General features: G+C 53.6%; 1 protein-coding gene. It reads right to left on the bottom strand.

Annotation, left to right across the window (positions count from 1 at the left end):
* Positions 1-30: 30 nt before the first annotated feature.
* Positions 31-1,187 (bottom strand): IS3 family transposase gene (locus tag U868_RS0123215; RefSeq protein ID WP_115660460.1). Its coding sequence is split into 2 segments (ribosomal slippage): positions 31-926 and positions 926-1,187, totalling 1,158 coding nucleotides; the frame shifts between segments, so codons are not numbered across the junction.
* Positions 1,188-1,252 lie beyond the last annotated feature (65 nt).

Below are 1,252 nucleotides of genomic sequence, written 5' to 3'. Positions count from 1 at the left end.
TGATCCTACCCGCGTAATGTGGACACAGTCCTAAGCGAAGGTTACGTTTTCAAATTGTTCTGGACTGAGACCGCCACCGCCACAGGCACTGTGACGTCGCCAGCGATTGTAATCACATTCGATATAATTAAACACCGTCGTCCGCATTATTTCCCGGCTGGTAAAACGCTCGCCGTGGATACATTCCACTTTCAACGAATGGAAGAAGCTTTCCACACAGGCATTATCGTAACAGCAGCCCTTTGCACTCATGCTTCCATGCAGATTATGACGTTTCAGCAGCGCCTGATAATTTGCTGAACAGTATTGCCCGCCACGATCTGTGTGTACGATGACATTTTCCGGACGTTTACGCCGCCACAGTGCCATCTGCAACGCATCGCAGGCAAGTTGTGCCGTCATGCGCGACGACATCGACCAACCAACGACGGCCCGCGACCACAGGTCAATCACTACCGCAAGATACAGCCAGCCTTCATCCGTGCGAAGATACGTGATGTCACCTGCCCACTTCTGATTCGGGCCACTGGCGTAAAAATCCTGTTTCAGCAGATTTTCCGACACCGGCAGACCATGTTCGCGGTAGCTGACCGGACTGAACTTCCGGCTGGCTTTCGCCCGCAGTCCCTGACGACGCAGGCTGCCAGCAATGGTTTTAATGTTGTATTCCGGCAGTTCATCTGCAAGACGTGGTGCACCATACCGCTGTTTTGCTTCAGCGAAGGCCCGGTGGACAGCAGCATCACAAATCAACCGGAACTGCTGCCGGTGATTCAGTTGATGGCGACGCAGGCGCCAGGCATACCAGCCGCTGCGGGCAACCCGAAGCACCCGGCACATGGCTTTAATGCTGAACTCTGCCCGATACTTTTCGATAAAGACATACTTCATTTCAGGCGCTTCGCGAAGTATGTCGCGGCCTTTTGGAGGATGGTCAGCTCCTCAGCCTGCTCTGCCAGTTGACGCTTCAGGCGGGCATTTTCAGCGGCGAGTTCATTCTCCCGCTCCGAGGACGTTTTCTGCTGCTGTATTTTGCTGCGCCAGTTATAGAGCTGAGACTCGTAAAGCTCAAGCTGTCGGGCAGCGGCAGCAACGCCAATACGCTCTGCAAGCTTCAGGGCTTCGCTGCGAAATTCAGGCGAGGGCTGTTTACGTGGCTTCTTACTTACGGTTGCTGATTTTGTCATGTGAGTCACCTCTGGTTGGGAGTTTACTCACTTAGTCGCGTGTCTACTATTGGTGGGTAGGATCA

The sequence above is a fragment of the Morganella morganii H1r genome, from assembly GCF_000633515.1.
Classification (GTDB): Bacteria; Pseudomonadota; Gammaproteobacteria; order Enterobacterales; family Enterobacteriaceae; genus Morganella; species Morganella morganii_B.
Note: the sequence above shows the minus strand (reverse complement) of the source record. Positions and strands in the feature narration are given on the sequence as shown.